General features: G+C 70.0%; 17 protein-coding genes. 9 read left to right on the top strand and 8 right to left on the bottom strand.

Annotated features, from left to right (window positions below):
- Positions 1-87: 87 nt before the first annotated feature.
- The gene (locus tag IF09_RS0106395) at positions 88-723 is read right to left on the bottom strand and encodes a helix-turn-helix domain-containing protein (protein WP_234320894.1); all 636 of its coding nucleotides are present in this window, start codon (positions 721-723) and stop codon (positions 88-90) included.
- A gap of 197 nt (positions 724-920) precedes the next feature.
- On the opposite strand from IF09_RS0106395, the gene IF09_RS0106390 reads away from it, so the two are divergent.
- Both IF09_RS0106390 and IF09_RS0106385 read left to right on the top strand, forming a co-directional pair.
- Entirely contained in the window at positions 921-1,325 is a 405-nt protein-coding gene (locus IF09_RS0106390) for an ATP-binding protein (RefSeq protein ID WP_030292790.1), read from the top strand.
- Positions 1,326-1,336: 11 nt separating this feature from the next.
- Positions 1,337-2,539: a DUF1266 domain-containing protein gene (locus IF09_RS0106385; RefSeq protein WP_030292788.1), complete on the top strand. Its 1,203-nt coding sequence runs from the start codon at positions 1,337-1,339 to the stop codon at positions 2,537-2,539.
- On the opposite strand, the gene IF09_RS0106380 is transcribed toward IF09_RS0106385, so the two are convergent.
- A complete protein-coding gene (locus IF09_RS0106380; RefSeq protein ID WP_158709916.1) occupies positions 2,536-3,981 on the bottom strand; it encodes a hypothetical protein in 1,446 nt (481 codons plus the stop codon). The two genes, IF09_RS0106385 and IF09_RS0106380, sit on opposite strands and share 4 nt — an antisense overlap.
- Positions 3,982-4,082: 101 nt before the next feature.
- Here IF09_RS0106380 and IF09_RS45480 point away from each other — a divergent pair, with 101 nt between their 5' ends.
- Positions 4,083-4,280, top strand: coding sequence for a hypothetical protein (locus IF09_RS45480; protein WP_133897459.1), 198 nt, complete (start codon positions 4,083-4,085; stop codon positions 4,278-4,280).
- A gap of 83 nt (positions 4,281-4,363) precedes the next feature.
- Entirely contained in the window at positions 4,364-4,780 is a 417-nt protein-coding gene (locus tag IF09_RS0106375) for a PPOX class F420-dependent oxidoreductase (protein ID WP_030292785.1), read from the top strand.
- Here IF09_RS0106375 and IF09_RS41590 read toward each other — a convergent pair.
- Positions 4,777-5,541, bottom strand: a complete 765-nt coding sequence (locus tag IF09_RS41590; protein ID WP_051832137.1) for a hypothetical protein — start codon at positions 5,539-5,541, stop codon at positions 4,777-4,779. The two genes, IF09_RS0106375 and IF09_RS41590, sit on opposite strands and share 4 nt — an antisense overlap.
- Before the next feature lie 151 nt (positions 5,542-5,692).
- Here IF09_RS41590 and IF09_RS0106365 point away from each other — a divergent pair, with 151 nt between their 5' ends.
- Positions 5,693-6,961 carry a hypothetical protein gene (locus tag IF09_RS0106365; RefSeq protein WP_158709915.1) on the top strand — a complete coding sequence of 423 codons (1,269 nt, stop codon included), beginning with the start codon at positions 5,693-5,695 and terminating at the stop codon, positions 6,959-6,961.
- On the opposite strand, the gene IF09_RS0106360 is transcribed toward IF09_RS0106365, so the two are convergent.
- The 4 genes from IF09_RS0106360 to pdhA all read right to left on the bottom strand — a co-directional run bounded on the left by IF09_RS0106360 (position 6,949) and on the right by pdhA (position 11,682).
- Positions 6,949-7,911: a GNAT family N-acetyltransferase gene (locus IF09_RS0106360; RefSeq protein ID WP_030292778.1), complete on the bottom strand. Its 963-nt coding sequence runs from the start codon at positions 7,909-7,911 to the stop codon at positions 6,949-6,951. The genes IF09_RS0106365 and IF09_RS0106360 overlap by 13 nt on opposite strands.
- A gap of 109 nt (positions 7,912-8,020) precedes the next feature.
- Positions 8,021-9,466 (bottom strand): dihydrolipoamide acetyltransferase family protein, encoded by a 1,446-nt coding sequence (locus tag IF09_RS0106355; RefSeq protein ID WP_030292777.1) that lies wholly within the window; start codon positions 9,464-9,466, stop codon positions 8,021-8,023.
- A gap of 12 nt (positions 9,467-9,478) precedes the next feature.
- Positions 9,479-10,459: an alpha-ketoacid dehydrogenase subunit beta gene (locus IF09_RS0106350; protein WP_030292776.1), complete on the bottom strand. Its 981-nt coding sequence runs from the start codon at positions 10,457-10,459 to the stop codon at positions 9,479-9,481.
- Entirely contained in the window at positions 10,459-11,682 is a 1,224-nt protein-coding gene (gene pdhA / locus IF09_RS0106345) for a pyruvate dehydrogenase (acetyl-transferring) E1 component subunit alpha (protein WP_030292774.1), read from the bottom strand. The genes IF09_RS0106350 and pdhA overlap by 1 nt, the downstream gene beginning before the upstream one ends.
- Positions 11,683-12,006: 324 nt before the next feature.
- Here pdhA and IF09_RS0106340 point away from each other — a divergent pair, with 324 nt between their 5' ends.
- The gene (locus tag IF09_RS0106340) at positions 12,007-12,669 is read left to right on the top strand and encodes a response regulator (protein ID WP_030292772.1); all 663 of its coding nucleotides are present in this window, start codon (positions 12,007-12,009) and stop codon (positions 12,667-12,669) included.
- A gap of 195 nt (positions 12,670-12,864) precedes the next feature.
- On the opposite strand, the gene IF09_RS0106335 is transcribed toward IF09_RS0106340, so the two are convergent.
- Entirely contained in the window at positions 12,865-14,418 is a 1,554-nt protein-coding gene (locus IF09_RS0106335) for a protein kinase domain-containing protein (protein WP_418953024.1), read from the bottom strand.
- A 262-nt stretch (positions 14,419-14,680) separates the two neighbouring features.
- Between IF09_RS0106335 and IF09_RS0106330 the strand changes: the two genes are divergently transcribed.
- The 3 genes from IF09_RS0106330 (at position 14,681) to IF09_RS0106320 (ending at position 17,918) form a co-directional block, all read left to right on the top strand.
- On the top strand, positions 14,681-16,366 hold the full coding sequence (locus tag IF09_RS0106330; protein WP_030292769.1) for a protein kinase domain-containing protein: 1,686 nt from the start codon (positions 14,681-14,683) through the stop codon (positions 16,364-16,366).
- Between the two features lie 127 nt (positions 16,367-16,493).
- On the top strand, positions 16,494-17,129 hold the full coding sequence (locus IF09_RS45475; RefSeq protein ID WP_158709914.1) for a hypothetical protein: 636 nt from the start codon (positions 16,494-16,496) through the stop codon (positions 17,127-17,129).
- A 141-nt stretch (positions 17,130-17,270) separates the two neighbouring features.
- On the top strand, positions 17,271-17,918 hold the full coding sequence (locus IF09_RS0106320; RefSeq protein ID WP_030292766.1) for a PadR family transcriptional regulator: 648 nt from the start codon (positions 17,271-17,273) through the stop codon (positions 17,916-17,918).
- Positions 17,919-17,944 lie beyond the last annotated feature (26 nt).

Here is a 17,944-nt window from a genome sequence, read left to right as displayed (position 1 = left end):
CCGCACCGAACTCCACGACGCCTTCGTCTCCCTGGCCTGCAGCCTCATCTGCTGGAGACGCCTCAACAAGCCCGAATCATGATCGTGTTACGAGCTCTTGGCCATTTCCAGCAGGTGGTTCAGCTGCCCGCTCATCACGTCGGGGCCGCCGATCTGCTGGCGCAGAGCGGCCTCCCAGAGCACCGCGTGGAACTCCAGCGGCTTGTCGTCCCAGAGCCGTGACTGCCGCTTGATCCGTGAGGTCACCAAGACCTCGATCTCGTCCGGATGTGTCCACGAGTCGGAGCTGACGCCCAACGCGCGGATGTAGTCGGCGGTCTGGAGCAAACCGGGGATCAGAGCGAGCTGCCACGTACGGATACGGACGGCGACGTCCTCCATCGCCACGTACTCGGCCAGGTTTCCCATCGTGGGGATGTGCCGCCACCAGCCCTTGGCCTTGCGGCGCTCACGGTCCAGTCGGGCCAGGTCCAACAGCCCGCTCACCGCCTGCGAGTCCGTCACGCCGTAGAACTCGCACAGCACGCGGATGTCCGGGTCCCGCATCGGCACCCAGCCGCTCTCCATCTTCACGATCTTCGTAGCCGTGGCGCTGATCTCTCGGGCCGCCTGCAGCTGGGTCTTGCCCGCCGCCGTGCGCAGCCTGTTCAGCTCGCCACCCAGCCTGCGTCCCAGCACCGTCGACACCCGGTTGCCCTGGCCTTCTCGCATCCCCTGGTTCACCGGCCCAGTTTCGCGTCCCTTCCCGGTCGAAGTCGACACGTCACCCCTTCAGGGAACATATTCCCCGAATCACTTGCCCCGGTTTCTCATCGCTCCTACCGTCGGTGACGAACTGCTCACTGATCAAGCCAAGTTGGCGGAAGTGCACCGTGCTGCCCGCACGGCGGAGCCACCGCCCATCGGAGGTGCACGTACACATGGACGAGCCGGCACGATGCGACGTACGGAACTACCCGCCCCGGCAGGACTCGGTGCCCGCGGCCCGGCGGCGAGCCGCTTGGCTCGCGGTGGCGTGGGGGCTGCCCCAGCTGGCTTCGGACGCGGCGCTGCTGACCAGCGAGCTCACCACCAACGCGCTGCTGCACGGCTCGCTGCGGGACCGGTACCTACGGGTCGAGGTACAGCTCACGGGAGCAGTGCTCCGCATCGCGGTCACCGATCCGAAAGGCGAACGGCGGCCCGAACCGCGAGCGGCTGCCGACGATGAGCAGTACGGCCGGGGGCTGCAGATCGTGGGCGCCGTCGCGGAGCGGTGGGGGGACTCCGAGAGGGTCATCGGCAAGACGGTATGGGCCGAGCTGGGCGTCGGAGGGCCCCGTTAGGGTTGGCCCGTATGGGGACCTGGATCGCGCCGAGCGCCATCGAGAGAGAGCTGTACGAGGCCAAGGCCGCCGGCGAGTGGGGCCGGTACCTCGACGTGCTCGCCCGCTCCGAGCTGTTCCTCCCCCAGTCCCGCAGCCAGATCGATGCCGAGCCCGCACAGGCCCGCTTCCACCCGGTCGGCCACACCCTCCCCGTCTACACCCGCGGGATGCTGCCCGTCCCCACTGCCGAGACCGTCTTCGTACGCCAGAGCCTGGCCTGGTTCGCCAACGCCTGGGACCACCGCGACCCCCCGTACCTCGCCGTGAACCCCGGCAGCCCCGCCGAGGCCTACCTCACCACCGGCCCGGCCGACCTCGCCCGCTGGCGCGCCCACTGGGACGCCGCGACCACCTGGGGCCTGGCCCCCGGCGCCGTACACGCCCTGCACACCGGGGGGCCGCTGCACGGGCCCGTTGCGCGCGGACTGGCCGTGGGCGCCCATCTTGCCGTGAGCAACGGGGAGTTCTGGAACGCGCTCGCCTACCACGGCAGCGGTTACACCCGTGAGCGCGAACGCCTCCGCAAGTCCTGGGGCATCACCACCCGCGAGGAGTGGCTCGACGTCCTGCACCGCATGCTGAACGCCGAGATCGTCAGCCCCGTATGGGAGTTCGCCCTGCGCATCCGCCGGATCCTCGCCTCCGACTTCGCCGGGCCCGTCGACGTCGAGCACTGGCGGCACGCCGCCGAGGCCAGCCTGCGCCGCAATGCCGAACGGGCCGCCGAACCGCAGCTCACCCCCGACGGCGTCACGGTGGCGCAGCCGCGCCCCACCGCGGAGGTCGAGGGCGAGATCGCCGGCGTACAGCGCCTCATCGGGCGCATCGCCCGGTACGAGCAGCGCTTCCGGGCCGACGGACTGCTCCCCGAGGAGGGATACGTACGGTCCGTCGAGGGCTGGGACATCGGCCGGGCCTCCCAGATGGCCCGCTGGGGCCTCGGCACGCGCTACGGCACGCTGGAGGAGGCAGAGCGCGCGGTGCTCCGCGCGGGGGAGGCGGCCGCCGACACGTACCGCTCCTGGGCGGAGTTCTCCGCCGGTTACCTGCTCGGCCGGTGCCTGCACTTCGACGAGGAGGAGTTCGGTGAGTGGTACGCGAGCTCCCTCGCCACGCACCTGACCCTGACCACCGAGCCGTCGAGCCCCTGGCTCAACATCCCCTGGAGCTAGGGTGTTTCAGCACCGGGCGGTGTGGGCGATTCGCCGGTGGAGGGCTCGCCCTTGGCCATGTCCATGAGTTCCGCGAAGGGTTTCTGCTGCATCGAGCTGCGCAAGTGCGCCAGACCGTAGCGGTCAATGGCTTTCTTGTTCCGATTGGGATCGTTGATGTCGAAACCTACCCTTTCACCCGGCGGCTCCACAACCGCATAGATGTAGGGGTAGTCCTTTTTGTGCACATACCACAGAGTGATGCGTTGGCGCCCTCGAGTCGCGTTGAGGATCTCATTGCTGTTCGAGATGCCGGTCTGGTACCTGAAGTAGGTTTCGCCCTTTTCCGCCTTCAACTGCGGACCTTGAGGATCTTTATCCAGACCCTTTTCCTTGAGTACGTTCAGATTCTTCCCTGAGCGCTCATAGTCGCCCACTATTGTCATCCTGTCCCGTCTGATCGCATATATCTCACCCTGGACGGTGAGTTTCCCGTGCACGAACTTGCCAGGATACGGAATCTCCACGACCTCGTCCGACGAGAACTCCTCTCCGGGATTCAACTCCCGGCCGGGCGGCTTGATGAACTCACCGTCCTGGATCAATGTGAACGCCCCCGGTTCCTTCATGTTCGGGTACCCGTGGATCCAGTAGATGGAGCCGAGGACGTAGAGGGGTACCTGACCGGAGTTCTTCACGTACAAATGGACCGGTAGGTACATGCTCTTTCGGTTCTCGTTCAGACTCGGCTTCCCGAAGGAAGCCGCACTGTTCACGATGGGAGATGTCGCATAGGGCACGTATATCTGCGTATACGTCACATTGGGGATGGCGAGGAGAGCAGAGAGAATCGCCCCTACCGCGATCCGCTTGGGATTGGCAGTTGTCTTCCACACCCGATCACGGACGAGGACGCACACCGCCCCCACGGACAGCATGGTGAAAATTATCCAAAACGGCACGTAATTCGTGTACCTCCTACCGTCGATCATTTGCATAAGGAGCATGAACAAGCCGACGGCAATCGACACCGAAGCACCGAGGAGGACAACCATCCCGGAGTAAGAAACTTTCCGGTCGTGCCAGTAGTCGAAAGCGGCCAGTGCGGCACCGATTTCCAGCACTGCCGCAAGAAGGAAGATGATTCCCGTGATGCGTCCCGAGTAGGTGAGCGCACCGAAGGCGTCCTTCAATCCGATCACGAAGAGCATGCACGCCGTCACCAAGAGGCCGACGACCATCAGAGTTCCGATGGTGCGTCGGTACCACGGGCGATCCGGCCAGACTGTGCAGTTCCCGCCGATCCAATGGGGCTCGATCCCGGATGCGATCCCAGCACCGCGTATGAGCTTTCCGAGCGCCTCCATCGAGCGGACTTGGCCCGCGAAACGGTCGTTGATGGTGACGTGCCGCCAGCCAAGGCCATCCGGTGGACCCACGGCAACCACGGGTGTGTTCGCCATGACACCAGTCTGCCGCCGTATGGATGTGATCGCTTCTGGAGTGCGCCCCGACCCGATCGGAGTAACGTCATGACCATGGCCTGTCCTCACAGGAGGTCTCCATGCGTACCCGAATTCCCGAGCTCATCGCTGCCGTCATACTGGCTGTTCTCGGCGTGATGGTCCCTGCCGCACAAGCTGCTGCGCCCGCTGTCACCGGTCCCGAATGCGTAGCAGGCACAGGAAGTGTGGAGTACAACTCCGCAACCGGCCAGTGGACCTGCGTCGGCGGCACGCGCAACGGCGCACCCATCGACTGACTGGACGCGTCAGCTCCCCCGACTTCGCCCAGTCGCCGCGCTTTCCTGTACGGCCGTTGGCCCTGCCAACTAGCCTCGGCCGCATGACGATTGAGTTGAACGAGACCGTACGCGGCCTGCTGGACTCTCCGCACCCCGCGGTGCTCTCCACCCTCAACCCCGATGGCAGTCCCCAGAGTTCCGTGGTCTGGGTGGCCCGGGACGGATCCGATCTGCTGGTTTCCACCGAGCAGGGCCGCCGCAAGGAGCGGAACATCGCGCGGGACGGGCGCGTCGGCTTGACCGTGTTCGACACGGCCAACCCGTTCCTCTACGTCGAGATCCGCGGCACGGCCACCCTCGCCGAGGACGCGGGTCGCGCGGTGGCCGGCCGCATCGCCGAGGAGTACCTGGGGCCGGACGGCGGCAAGGAGTTCACCGAGTCCCTCTCCGAGAGCGTCCGCGTCGTCGTCCGCATCACCCCGACCAAGGTGCTCGGCAACGCCGCCAAGGCCGGCTAGGGCAGCAGCGGCCGGACCTCCGACCAGGCGTCCACCGCCTCCGCGAGGGGGCCGCCGGCCGGAAGGTGGGGGCGGGCGAGTTCGAGCCAGGGCAGCAGGAGCTTGATGCGCCGCAGGTGCTGGATGCGCGGTCGCGGCAGGTCCCGCCAGGTGCGGGCCTCCGCGGCCGCCTCCGCCGGGGTCAGGTCGATCGCGGCCAGCGCGTCCCGGCACAGTGCCGCCGGGTCGGCGCCACGGCGCGGGCCGAACTGCCGGAGCAGGTAACCCCGTACGGCGGCCACCTCGACCGCACGGTCCAGCTCGTGCGACCCCGCCCACTCCGCCTTGCGGTGTGTAGCGGCCAGCGCCACCCGGCCCCAGCGCAGCCGGGTCTCCTCGGGCAGCCAGTCCCCCTGCATCCGGCCCACGGCCAGCGTCCGCAGCGTCAGCGGATGCGGCTCGTCCTGCAGCGGCGGATCGGTGGCCAGCCAGGCCTCGATGTCCTCGAGCGCATGCCCTCCGGGCGGGACCGCGGTCAGCACCTGCCCCCGGGTGAGCAGCGCGACCAGGGCGCCCGTGAGGTGGACCTTGGCCATGTGCCCCGCGTCGAAGAAGGCCACGGAGCGCCCGTACCGCTCGATCCGCCGCAGCCCGAGCCGCAGTTCCCCGACGGCGTAGACCTGTCCGGCGCGCGCGACCCCGCCGAGGCAGCGGACCACGCACACGCCGCCCGTGATGTCGGCCTCCTCGACGGAGTACACCTGCAACTCGGCGATGGCCACTTCGACCCCCCTTCCCCGGGCGGGAGGCTACCGCCCGGCCCGGCCTCGCGCCGTGAAGACGGACACCGTGAAGACGAACGCCGTGGAGACGAACCGTGTGATGAGATGGCTGGCGCACTACTTGATCGCCATTTTCCTGGGGGGAAAACTCATGCGCGCATCTCGCGCCGCGGCCTTGGCCGCCGTCGTTCTGGCCGGCAGCACCCTGCTGCCCATCGGTACCGCCGCTGCCGCCGCCGGTCCGCAGGTGGGTGCCGCGAGCACCTACTTCTCCGTGTCGAACTACCGCCTGGTCGACACCCGGGTCGGCAACGGAGCCCCGTCCGGCAAGGTGGGCCCTGACAGCGTCACCAAGATCGACATATCCAACGCGCTCCGCCTGACGAGCGGTGCCGTCCCCACCGCCGTCGTCATGAACGTGACCGTCGTCGATCCGACCGTCGACAGCTTCATCACCGCCTACCCGGACGGGCAGGCCATGCCCGTGGTCTCGAGCCTCAACGTCACTGCGGGCCGGACCGTCACCACCAACCGCGTGACCGTGCAGGTCGGCGCGAACGGCGTGGTCGACCTCTACAACCACGTCGGCAGCGCCCACGTGGTCGTCGACCTCCAGGGCTTCTACACCGCCAAGGGCGCCAACAGCGGCTACGCGGGCTCCACGTTCACGATCGGCACGCCCAAGCGCCTGCTCGACACCCGCACCACCATCGGCGACCGCCAGGGCCGCGTGGGCGCCGGCGAGCAGAACGCGCTCGCCGCGGACGTCTCCTCGGTCATGGACCCGTCCCAGCCCGACACCGAGCTCGCCCTCCAGGTCACGGCCACCGAGCCGACCGAGGCCAGCCACGTCACCGTCTACCCGGCCGGGCAGCGGGTCTGGAACACCTCCGACCTCAACTTCGGGCGCGGCCAGACCGTCACCAACATCTCGTACATGGACGTGGGCCGGGGCGGCCTCGGCCTGTACAACAACGCCGGCCAGGTCGATCTGATCGTCGACTACGTCGGCCGGTTCAAGCACAACCGGTACGACGGCGACGTCGGCACCAGCGGCCTGTTCGTCCCCGCCAACCCGACCCGCGTCCTCGACACCCGCATCGGCCAGGGCGCCCCCGCCAGCAAGGCCGGACCGGGCTCCGCCACCCGCGTCAAGGTGACCGGGCTGAACGGCGTCCCCGAGAACGTCGCGGCCGTGGTCATCAACCTGACCTCGACCAACGCCACCGAGGACGGCCACATCACGGCCCACGCCGCCGGCACCCCGGTGCCGAACACGTCCAACCTGAACTACCGGTCCCGGACGGACATCGCGTCCATGACGATCGTCCCGGTCAGCGCGGACGGCTACATCGAGCTGTACAACCCGCACGGCCGCACCGACCTGGTCGTCGACGTGCAGGGGTACTACACCTCCTGAGCCTCCAGGACCAGGCGGATCTCCGTGACCTCGTAGCCGGCGCGGTCGAACGCCGCGGCCATGGGCACATTGACGGTGTCCGTGGTCGCGGTGATGCGCTCGGCGCCCGCGGCCGCGTGGAAGCGGGTGATCTCCGCCAGGATCTCGTCGATCAGGCCCCGGCCGCGCTGCTCCGGTACGACGCCCAGGTACCCGACATTGCGGTGGTACGGGGTCGCGGAGGGGATGGCCATGCCCGCGAGGGTGCCGTCCGGGAGGTCGGCCAGGCGCCACCAGGAGCGCTCGCCGGGACAGTCGAGGTAGAACTCCATGTCCTCGCGGGCCAGTTGCTCCGCGTCCATCGAGCGGAGCTCGTGCTGCGTGGCGAGGTCGAGGCTGCCGGCGGACAGCCGGACGAAGGCCTCGAGGAACTCCTCGTCCGTGCCGTTCCGGAACACCAGCCGCCCGGTGGGCTCCGCGGTCCCGGCGGCTGGGAGTGCCCCCGGCGGTAGCTGGGGGAGCGTCCACTCGTAGCGCAGCCGCTCGATCTCCCGGGTCAGACCCGCCCTGTACGCGGCCTCCCGGCGCCAGGCGACGGCCTCGACCAGGTCGGGGCGGGTACGCCAGTCGCCGGGCAGCGAGACGTTGTAGAGCGGGAGGTTCCCGAAGGCCCCGTGCCCGGCGGCCAGCAGCGCTGCGGCGACGCCCGCCGGGTCGGCGACCGATTCCCGTACCTGGAGGCAGTCGAGCGCGATGGGCCGCTCGCTGTCGGCGCGGCCCCACCACAGCGCGCGGGCCAGGATCTCGCCGTTCTCGTCCTCGGCGCACCAGATCCACTCGGGGCGGAACCGGTTCTCCGCGAGCTCCTCGCGGATCTTGTCGGCGGAGAGGGCTTCGACGGGCCCGTCGGCCGGATAGGCGACGGCGCGGTCGATGTCGGTGGGGTCTGCGAGGGCGGCGCGGAATCTCATACCGGTGATCATCGCCCGGGATCTTCCGTCCGACCAGGGCTTTTCCACACCGAAGCCCCCCTCGCGGTGCGGTGGCGAGGGGGGCTTCGGGTACCGGATCAGGATCGGACTACGACCAGGTGACGAGCCGGCGCGGGTGCTCCAGGACGGCCGCGATGTCCGCCAGGAAGCGGGAGCCGAGCTCACCGTCGATGAGCCGGTGGTCGAACGACAGCGCCAGCGTGGTGACGTGGCGCGGCTTCACCTTGCCCTTGTGGACCCACGGCTGGAGCTTGATCGCGCCGACCGCGAGGATCGCGGACTCGCCGGGGTTCAGGATGGGCGTACCGGTGTCGACGCCGAAGACGCCGACGTTGGTGATGGTGATGGTGCCGTTCTGCATGTCGGCCGGGGAGGTCTTGCCGTCGCGGGCCGTGGTGACCAGCTCGGACAGGGCCGTCGACAGCTCGGGCAGCGTCTTGGCGTGCGCGTCCTTGATGTTCGGGACGATCAGGCCGCGCGGGGTGGCCGCCGCGATGCCCAGGTTGACGTAGTGCTTGAGCACGATCTCCTGGGCCGCCTCGTCCCAGGACGCGTTGACGTCCGGGTTGCGGCGGACGGCCACGAGGACCGCCTTGGCGATCAGGAGCAGCGGGTTGATCCGCAGACCGGCGAGGTCCGGGTCCTCCTTGAGCTCCTGGACCAGCTTCATCGTCCGGGTCACGTCGAAGGTGATGAACTCGGTGACGTGCGGAGCGGTGAACGCGGAGCCGACCATGGCCTGCGCGGTGACCTTGCGGACGCCCTTGACCGGGATCCGGGTCTCGCGGGCCGGGGCCTCGCCGGAAACCGGCGCGGGAGCCGCGGCCTGGACCTGGGCCCGGGCGGGCACGGCGGCAGCGACCGGGGCCTGCGCGGCCTGCGGGGCGATCGCGGCCGCGGCGGCGGCGTGCACGTCCTCGCGGGTCACGACCCCGCCCTCGCCGGTGGGCGTCACGGAGGCCAGGTCGATCCCGAGATCCTTGGCGAGCTTGCGCACCGGCGGCTTCGCCAGCGGGCGCTCCCCGCCGGCGTGGCCGTGGCCGTTGCCGTTCAGCCCGGCGGCCGCAGCGGCGGTGCCGCTCTGCGCGGCGGCGGGCGGCGCGGCCTCGACGGGCGCAGCCGCCGCGACGGAGGCGCCCGGCGCCGCCTTGCGCGGGCGGCGCTTCGTGGAGGCCTCGGAGACGCCGTAGCCCACCAGGACGGGCTGGCGGGCCGCGGCGGCCGGCGCCGCGGCAGGAGCCTCGGCCGCAGCCGGCGCGGCAGCCTCGGCGGCTGCGGCCGGAGCCTCGGCCGGACCCGTCTGCACCGAGATGATCACCTGGCCGACGTCGACCGTGGTGCCCTCCTCGAAGAGCAGCGCGTGCACGGTCCCGTCGAACGGGATCGGCAGCTCCACGGCCGCCTTCGCCGTCTCGACTTCGCACACGACCTGGCCGTCGGTGACCGTGTCACCCGGCTGGACGTACCACTTGAGGATCTCGGCCTCGGTGAGGCCTTCGCCCACGTCGGGCATCTTGAATTCGCGGATGGTCATGAACGTGGCTCCTCAGTACGCCAGCGAGCGGTCGACGGCGTCGAGCACCCTGTCCAGGCCCGGCAGGTACTCGTCCTCCAGGCGGGCCGGCGGGTACGGAGCGTGGAAACCGCCCACGCGCAGCACCGGAGCCTCCAGGTGGTAGAAGCACCGCTCCGTGATGCGGGCGGCGATCTCCGCGCCCGTGCCCAGGAACACCGGTGCCTCGTGGACGACCACGAGCCGGCGGGTCTTCTCCACGGAGGCCTGCAGCCCGTCGAAGTCGATCGGGGACATCGAGCGCAGGTCCACGACCTCCACCGACTTGCCCTCCTCGGCCGCCGCGGCCGCCGCCTCCAGGCAGACCTTCACCATCGGGCCGTAGGCCGCCAGGGTGATGTCGGAGCCCTCGCGCGCCACGCGCGCCTTGTGCAGCTCGCCGGGGATGGCGTCGGTGTCGACCTCGCCCTTGTCCCAGTAGCGCCGCTTCGGCTCGAAGAAGATCACCGGGTCGTCGCTGAGGATCGCCTGCTGGAGCATCCAGTACGCGTCGCTCGCGTTCGACGGGGAGACCACCTTCAGGCCCGGGACGTGCGCGAACAGCGCCTCGGGGGACTCCGAGTGGTGCTCCACCGCGCCGATGCCGCCCGCGTACGGGATGCGGACGACGACCGGCATCTTGACCTTGCCCAGCGCCCGCGCGTGCATCTTCGCGAGCTGCGTGACGATCTGGTCGTACGCGGGGAAGACGAACCCGTCGAACTGGATCTCCACCACGGGGCGGTAGCCGCGCAGCGCCAGGCCGATCGCCGTGCCGACGATGCCGGACTCGGCGAGCGGGGTGTCGATGACCCGCTCCTCGCCGAAGTCCTTCTGCAGTCCGTCGGTGATGCGGAAGACACCGCCCAGCTTGCCGACGTCCTCGCCCATGATCAGGACCTTCGGGTCCGTCTCCAGGGCCTTGCGCAGGGACTCGTTGAGCGCCTTCGCGATCGACATCTTCTCGACAGCCATCAGTGACCCTCCTCGGCCGACTCGAAGGAAGCGAGGTAGGCGGCGAACTGGGCGCGCTCCTCGTCGACGAGCGCGTGCCCGTCCGCGTAGACGTTCTCGAAGATCGCCATGGTGTCCGGGTCGGGCATGGCGCGTACGACCTCGCGCACCCGCTTGCCCAGCGTCTCGCTCTCGGCCTCGAGGGACTCGAAGAACGCCTCGTCCGCGCCGCCGCTGGCCAGCAGGTACGTCTTCAGGCGCAGGATCGGGTCCTTCGCCTCCCAGGCCTGCGTCTCCTCGTCGCGCCGGTACTTCGTCGGGTCGTCGGAGGTGGTGTGCGCACCCATGCGGTACGTGAACGCCTCGACCAGGGTCGGGCCCTCGCCGCGGCGCGCCCGCTCCAGCGCCCAGCGGGTGACCGCCAGGCAGGCCAGGACGTCGTTGCCGTCGACGCGGACGCCCGGGAAGCCGAAGCCCTGGGCGCGCTGGTACAGCGGCACGCGCATCTGGCGCTCGGTCGGCTCGGAGATCGCCCACTGGTTGTTCTGGCAGAAGAACACCACGGGGGAGTTGTAGACGGCCGAGAAGGTGAACGCCTCGGCGACGTCGCCCTGGCTGGACGCGCCGTCGCCGAAGTAGGCGATGACCGCGGAGTCCGCGCCGTCCTTGGCCACACCCATCGCGTAACCGGTCGCGTGCAGCGTCTGCGAGCCGATGACGATCGTGTACAGGTGGAAGTTGTTGGTGTTCGGGTCCCAGCCGCCGTGGTTCACGCCGCGGAACATGCCGAGCAGGTTCGTCGGGTCGACGCCCCGGCACCAGGCCACACCGTGCTCGCGGTACGTCGGGAACACGTAGTCGTCGTCGCGCAGCGCGCGGCCGGAGCCGATCTGAGCGGCCTCCTGGCCGAGCAGCGAGGCCCACAGACCCAGCTCGCCCTGACGCTGCAGGGCCGTCGCCTCGCCGTCGAAACGGCGGGTCAGGACCATGTCGCGGTAGAGCCCGCGCAGGTCCTCGGTGGTGATGTCCTCGACGAAGGACAGGAACTCCGCAGCATCGGGATTGTCTGCGGCGCTGACCCGTTCCCCCTCGGGCGTCAGCAGCTGTACGAGCTGGGGCTCGGCGTTCTGCGCGGTGGCGGCAGCCTTGGCAGCGGGGGCCTTGGCGGCGCTCGCCGCGCCTGCCGCCCGCTTGGTGCCGCTGCTGCGTCGCGGCTTGCGCGCGGCAGTGCTCTCCACGGTCACGTGTTGCTCCTCCGTCGGTCCGGCTCCCGGGTTCTCCGGGGTCCAGTGCGGCTCACCCGATCCGTACCAGCGCACGGGGTGGGTGCGCTTCGTGTGCGGATTCGAGCGTGACAGGTGCCCCGGCAAGTGCCCTGCGCAATGCACGTTACCCAGTGCGCCGCATAACTGCGAAACCCCACTTGACCTGCGTTTTTGCTTGGATTTCCAAGTAAATCGGCAGTGCGGGGAACAACCACTGGTCACAGCCTTGCAGGGGGCCGGAACAACGGCACGTTATCCCGGGTAACGACGCCAGGGAAGGGGTGAGTGTGTGAAACTGAGTTCGTGCGCGAAGACGGAAAAATCAAGGTATTCCTCCTGGACGACCACGAAGTGGTACGTCGCGGTGTCCATGAGCTCCTTTCGGTCGAAGAGGACATCGAGATCGTCGGCGAGGCCGGTACCGCCGCGGACGCCTTGGCCCGTATTCCCGCCACCCGGCCCGACGTGGCCGTCCTCGACGTGCGCCTGCCGGACGGCAGCGGGGTGGAGGTCTGCCGCGAGGTCCGGTCCCGGAACGAGGACATCCAGTGCCTGATGCTGACCTCGTTCGCCGACGACGAGGCACTGTTCGACGCGATCATGGCCGGAGCCTCGGGTTACGTGCTCAAGGCGATCCGCGGCAATGAGCTGCTGAGCGCCGTACGGGACGTCGCGGCCGGCAAGTCGCTGCTGGACCCGGTCGCCACCGCGCGCGTGCTGGAGCGGCTGCGCGACGGCAAGAACGGCAAGGGCGACGACCGACTGGCCAACCTCACCGAGCAGGAGCGCAAGATCCTCGACCTGATCGGTGAGGGCCTGACCAACCGCGTCATCGGCGAGCGCCTGCACCTGGCCGAGAAGACCATCAAGAACTACGTCTCCAGCCTGCTGTCCAAGCTGGGCATGGAGCGCCGCTCCCAGGCCGCCGCGTACGTGGCCCGGCTGCAGGCCGAGAAGCGCGCCTGACCTGCCGGCGCCTGATCGGCTGACCGCGCCGTTCATTCGGGACCAACGTCCCCGACCGTCGGGGCGGCTTCCTCTTTGAACTCGAGTTGTTCGGACCGGTCCCGCATTTCGTGGACCCTCTGAGCTGCGCATTCACCGAACAACGCGGATGGCCCGGCGGAATCGAATTCCACCGGGCCCGTTCACCCGTAGCGCCTAAAGCTCGTCAAGCGGATTCGGCGGGTCCACCGGCGGACTCACGCTCTTCGACGGCGGCGGCGACTTCGACGGCGACTTCGACGGACTGCTCGACGCCGACGTCGACGGGCTGGTCGAAGGCGACGTGGACGGGCTCGTGCTCGGCGTGAACTTGCTGCTGCGGCTCGGCAGCGGCAAGGACTCCTCCGACGAGCGCGAGGGCTGCGTGTCGTGCGACGGCGTGCTCTGCGATGCGGACGGGGGCGTCTGCTGGCCGCTCGAGGAACTCTGGACGGCGGGCGGAGTGCTGTCGTCCTTGGTCTTGTCCGACCCGGAGTTGACGGCGTACGCCACGCCGCCCGCGATCGCGACGATCGCCAGCACCGCGAACAGCCACAGCTTCCACCGGCTGCTGCCGCGGTCGTCGTAGCCGTCGTAGCCGCCCTGGCCGCCCTGTCCACCGCCGTGGCCGTGGTTGTCGTACCCGCCCCCGCCGGGGAAGGCCGAGCCGTCGTCCGGGTTCAGCGGCGGCACCATCGGCTGCTGGAACGCCGAGGTCGTGGCGTGTGCCGGGTAGTTCTGCTGGCCACCGGCCTGGCCCAGCGGCATCGCCGTGGTCTGCGCCGCGCCACCGCGGCCGTGCGGCAGGGACATGGTGACCGGGCCGGTGTTCCAGGTGCCCGTGTTCGGACCCTGGTCGTGCAGCATCTGCAGCGCGTACTGGACCAGCCCGCGCATCTCCTCGGCGCTCTGGAACCGGTCGTCCGGGTCCTTGGCGAGGGAGCGCATGACGAGCCCGTCGAGCTCCTGCGGGATGTGGTGGCCCTCCGGCAGCTGCGAGGGCGGGACCGGCGCGTCCTGGACGTGCTGGTAGACCACCGACAGCGGGGTCTCGCCGGTGAACGGGGGCCGCAGCGCGAGCAGTTCGTACAGCAGGCAGCCGGTCGCGTACAGGTCGGAGCGGTGGTCCACCGCCTTGCCCAGCGCCTGCTCGGGCGACAGGTACTGCGGAGTGCCCATGACCATGCCGGTCTGCGTCATCGTCGACTGGACGCCGTGCAGGGCGCGGGCGATGCCGAAGTCCATCACCTTGACCGCGCCGGTCTCGGTGATGATGACGTTCGCGGGCTTGATGTCGCGGTGCACGATGCCGTGCTGGTGCGAGTAAGCGAGGGCTTCGAGCACGCCCGAGGTGATGATGAGCGCCTGCTCGGGGCCCGGGGCCTCGGCGCTCATCAGCAGGTCGCGGATGGTGCGGCCCTCGACCAGCTCCATGACGATGTACGGGACGGTGTTCGGGCCGACCTTGTCCTCGCCGGAGTCGTACACGGCGACGACGGCGTGGTGGTTGAGCCCGGCGACCGACTGCGCCTCACGCGTGAAGCGGGCCTTGGAGACCGGGTCCTCGGCGAGGTCGGCGCGCAGCAGCTTCACGGCGACGGTCCTGCCGAGGCGGACGTCCTCGGCGGCGAACACCTCCGCCATGCCGCCACGGCCCAGACGGTGGGTGAGCCGGTACCGGCCGTCGCCGACCAGGCCGCCGGCGCCCCAATGCTCAGGACCGTCGGCCATCCCGGCGCCGTTTCCCTCGGGTTCGGGTGCCATCAGTCCTCGCCGTCGTCTCTCTCGGCCGCCGCTCAGCGGTAGGTCCTTTTCGGGTGCTCCGATGAACGCTACAGCCTCGGAACAGGTCGCCGTCCGGACAATGGCGCGCCGTGGCCCTGTGGTCACGGAACGGGCACCCGGCTTGACGTGTGCTTGCCCTCCGGCAGACTGGGCCCGACATGCGCTCAGCCAGAGGCGTAGGGACACATCCCGAGGGGAAGCAACAGTCATGAGCCAGGACGGCACTCAGGGCCAGTACGCGGGCGGCTCTCTGGCCGGTGGCCGTTACCAGCTAAGGGACTTGCTGGGTGCGGGCGGCATGGCGTCCGTGTACTTGGCGTACGACTCGGCGCTCGACCGGCAGGTCGCCATCAAGACCCTGCACAGCGATCTCGGCCGCGAGCAGTCGTTCCGCGAGCGCTTCCGCCGTGAGGCACAGGCTGTTGCGAAACTGTCGCACACGAACATCGTCTCGGTCTTCGATACGGGCGAAGGTGAAGTGACGTTCGGCAACACCGGGGCCGGCGACGCCGCGGTGATGCCGTACATCGTGATGGAGTACGTGGAGGGCCAGCCGCTCGGCTCGGTGCTCGAGACGGACATCCGCCAGTACGGCGCGATGCCGGCGGACAAGGCGCTGAAGGTGACGGCCGACGTGCTGGCCGCGCTGGAGGTCAGCCACGAGATGGGCCTGGTCCACCGCGACATCAAGCCCGGCAACGTGATGATGACCAAGCGCGGCATCGTCAAGGTCATGGACTTCGGCATCGCCCGGGCCATGCAGTCGGGGGTCACCTCGATGACGCAGACCGGCATGGTCGTCGGCACCCCGCAGTACCTCTCGCCCGAGCAGGCGCTGGGACGCGGTGTGGACGCCCGCTCCGACCTGTACTCGGTCGGCATCATGCTCTTCCAGCTGCTGACGGGCCGGATCCCGTTCGACGCGGACTCCCCGCTGGCCATCGCGTACGCGCACGTGCAGGAGGAGCCGGTCGCCCCGTCCTCCATCAACCGCTCGGTCACCCCGGCGATGGACGCGCTGGTGGCGCGCGCCCTGAAGAAGAACCCGAACGAGCGCTTCCCCACGGCCGCCGCCATGCGCGACGAGGTCGCGCGGGTGCTGTCGGCGGGCCAGACCGGTGCCCCGGTCATCGTCCCGGGCTCGCACCCGGGCGCCAGCGGGGCGGGCGTGAGCTCGGCCGTGTTCCCGCCGGTGGACTCCGGGTTCCAGGCGCCCGCCCAGTCGGTGCAGCAGCCGTACGCGCCGGCCCCGACGCCGTCGCCGTACGCACCGCAGACCCCGCCGCCGGTGGCGCAGCCGCACGGGCAGGGCGGGTACGCGTACCCGCCCCAGCAGCAGCCGGTCTCGCACCAGCAGCAGTACGCGCCGCAGACCCCGCCCCCGTTCACCATCTCGCCGTCGGCCAACGCGGCCCCGGCCGGCGGGGGCTCCGGGAGCGGCGACAAGCGCAACATGCCGGTGATCGTCGGCGCGATCGCGGTGGCTCTGCTGGCCGTCGGCGGTCTGATCGCGGCGATCTCGATGAACGGCGACGGGGACAAGGACAAGGGCAGCGACAATGCCGCCTCGCCCGGTGCCTCCACGTCCGCCTCGGCCAAGGCAGGCTTCAAGGGACCGGACGTCTCGCGCACGATCGAGTCGTCCAAGTGCAAGGAGCCGAGCAAGCACTACAGCGACGCCACCAAGTACACGGCGCCCGACCTGCGCTACAAGAACCTGCTCTCGGTCAAGGAGTGCATCCAGGCCTCCGGCGGCAAGTACAAGATCGTCGAGAAGGACGAGGCCGTGTACGGCAAGGACACCGTGCTCGACCAGAACCCGCGGCCCGGCGACAAGATCGACAAGGAAGGCACGGAGTACACGCTGACCGTGTCGACCGGCAATCCGGAGTAGCCGGGGCAATACGTACCAACGGGAGGGCATCCCGGGCGACCCTGACGGGGTGCCCGGGATGCCTGTTTTGCCCCACCGTGCCAACCTGAGCACAACATCTCGGCGCTCGGGACGGGAGGGCTCCGCCGTGACTCAACGCCTCCGCGCACAGCGCTGGCTGGCCGGAGCCGCAGTGGCCGCCGCCGCGCTGTCCCCCGCCGCCCCCACCGCGTCCGCCTCGTCCGCCGCCGCCTCGTCCCCCGCCGGCCTGACCGCGGCCGTACGCCCGCGCGCGCCGGCCGCCCCGGACACCTCCGCCGCGGCCACCCGCAGGGCGCCGAAGGCCGATCCTGACGACACCGCAGACACCGGCGACGGCTCCGACACCGCCGGCACCGACCCGGTGGCCGACGTACCCCACGAGGCGTACGAGGAGCTCGCCGGCAGCGCCGCCGGGGTCGGGCGGGAGCGCCCCGGGCGTCCGGCGGCCGAGCCCGCGAACCCGGACACCGTGCTGGCCGCCCGCCCCCTCCCGGCGCGCCCGCACCACCGGCCGACCGGACAGAAGCCGGTGCCGCCGGTCCAGCCGGTGCCGCCGGTGCCGCCGGTGCCGCCGGTCCAGCCGGTGCCGCCGAGTCCGCCGTCCGCAGTCACCGCGCTCGGCACGGGGCGGAACGAGCGCGCTGCCGATCTGGCCGCGCACATACTGCCGCTCGGCACCGGCTTCGCCCTGATGGGGCTGGGTCTGGGCTACCTCGGGATGCGGCTGCGCAAGGGCCTGTGACCCCGGCCGGGGTGGGGCGCGAGGCCCTCTCCCCAGGGGACGCGAGGCCCCTCCCCGCCGGATGCGAGGCCCCTCCTCCCCCTTCCGGCGTACTCCTCAGGACGGTTGCGGCGATCGGCATACTCGGTATACATACTGAGTATGTCGATCCGCCACGGCCTTCTCGCCCTGCTGGAAAGGGGTCCTCGGTACGGCTCTCAGCTGCGCACCGAGTTCGAATCCCGCACCGGCTCCACCTGGCCGCTCAACGTCGGGCAGGTGTACACCACCCTCGCCCGGCTGGAACGCGACGGCCTCGTCGCGCCCGGCGGCGAGGACTCCGCCGGGCACACCCTCTACGCCATCACCGACTCCGGACGCGCCGAACTGCACCAGTGGTACGAGCGTCCCGTCGACCGCACCAACCCGCCCCGTGACGAGCTGTCCATCAAGCTCGCCATGGCCGTGGGCGCCCCCGGCGTGGACATCCGCGCCGTCATCCAGGCCCAGCGGCACGCCACGATCAAGGCGATGCAGGACTACACCCGCCTCAAGGCACAGGCGCTCGCCGCGATCGAGACCGGGAAGTCCCGCGAACGCGACGACGTGGCCTGGCTCCTGGTCCTGGAACAGCTGATCTTCCAGACCGAGGCCGAAGCCCGCTGGCTCGACCACTCGGAATCACGGCTCGTACGGCTCTCCCTGCCGGCCGACCGGAGAGCCGAGCCCGATCCGCCGCAGGCCGCCGAAACCGACGGCGTCGCCGTCACCGCACCCCAGCCCCGCGCCTCCCGCACGCCGCGGAGCTGACGCCACCACCGTCCCAGGGGGGACCT

Source organism: Streptomyces katrae (assembly GCF_000717655.1).
Taxonomy (GTDB): domain Bacteria; phylum Actinomycetota; class Actinomycetes; order Streptomycetales; family Streptomycetaceae; genus Streptomyces; species Streptomyces katrae_B.
Note: the sequence above shows the minus strand (reverse complement) of the source record. Positions and strands in the feature narration are given on the sequence as shown.

Coding starts and splice junctions, on each gene's coding strand:
- IF09_RS0106390 (WP_030292790.1), top strand. CDS start 921: ATGGACGAGCCGGCACGATGCGACGTACGGAACTACCCGCCCCGGCAG.
- IF09_RS0106385 (WP_030292788.1), top strand. CDS start 1,337: ATGGGGACCTGGATCGCGCCGAGCGCCATCGAGAGAGAGCTGTACGAG.
- IF09_RS0106380 (WP_158709916.1), bottom strand. CDS start 3,981: ATGGCGAACACACCCGTGGTTGCCGTGGGTCCACCGGATGGCCTTGGC.
- IF09_RS45480 (WP_133897459.1), top strand. CDS start 4,083: ATGCGTACCCGAATTCCCGAGCTCATCGCTGCCGTCATACTGGCTGTT.
- IF09_RS0106375 (WP_030292785.1), top strand. CDS start 4,364: ATGACGATTGAGTTGAACGAGACCGTACGCGGCCTGCTGGACTCTCCG.
- IF09_RS0106365 (WP_158709915.1), top strand. CDS start 5,693: ATGCGCGCATCTCGCGCCGCGGCCTTGGCCGCCGTCGTTCTGGCCGGC.
- IF09_RS0106360 (WP_030292778.1), bottom strand. CDS start 7,911: ATGAGATTCCGCGCCGCCCTCGCAGACCCCACCGACATCGACCGCGCC.
- IF09_RS0106355 (WP_030292777.1), bottom strand. CDS start 9,466: ATGACCATCCGCGAATTCAAGATGCCCGACGTGGGCGAAGGCCTCACC.
- IF09_RS0106350 (WP_030292776.1), bottom strand. CDS start 10,459: ATGGCTGTCGAGAAGATGTCGATCGCGAAGGCGCTCAACGAGTCCCTG.
- IF09_RS0106335 (WP_418953024.1), bottom strand. CDS start 14,418: ATGGCCGACGGTCCTGAGCATTGGGGCGCCGGCGGCCTGGTCGGCGAC.
- IF09_RS0106330 (WP_030292769.1), top strand. CDS start 14,681: ATGAGCCAGGACGGCACTCAGGGCCAGTACGCGGGCGGCTCTCTGGCC.
- IF09_RS0106320 (WP_030292766.1), top strand. CDS start 17,271: ATGTCGATCCGCCACGGCCTTCTCGCCCTGCTGGAAAGGGGTCCTCGG.